The sequence below is a fragment of the Roseomonas sp. 18066 genome, assembly GCF_902706185.1.
GTDB lineage: Bacteria > Pseudomonadota > Alphaproteobacteria > Acetobacterales > Acetobacteraceae > Pseudoroseomonas.
Genome location: NZ_CACSJM010000409.1, coordinates 1 through 396, shown reverse-complemented (window position 1 = coordinate 396; position 396 = coordinate 1). Strand labels below are relative to the sequence as shown.

The 396-nt window shown below is 70.7% G+C and carries 1 protein-coding gene; it reads left to right on the top strand.

Annotated features, from left to right (window positions below):
- Window positions 1–15: 15 nt before the first annotated feature.
- The coding region (locus GVN67_RS29460) for an AMP-binding protein (protein WP_235035637.1) at window positions 16–396 on the top strand (381 nt) is incomplete at its 3' end.

Genomic DNA, 396 nt, shown 5'->3' with positions numbered 1-396 from the left:
GTGTGGGGACAGGACGTGCTGGGCCTGCCGGTGCACGACAACTGGTGGCAGACCGAGACGGGCGGAATCATGATCGCCAACTACCCCGCCATGGACATCCGCCCCGGCTCAATGGGCCGGCCGCTGCCCGGCATCGAGGCGGCCCTCGTGGCCAGGGACGCCGACGGCAAACCCGTCGTGAAGGACGGCCAGGCGGTCCTGGTCACCGAGCCCGACGCCATGGGCGAGCTGGCGCTGCGCCCCGGCTGGCCGTCCATGTTCCGCGGCTACCTCAACGAGGAGGAGCGCTACCGGCGCTGCTTCGCCGGCGGCTGGTACCTCACGGGGGACCTGGCAAAGCGCGACGGCGACGGCTACTTCTGGTTCGTTGGCCGCGGCGACGACGTGATCAAGTCC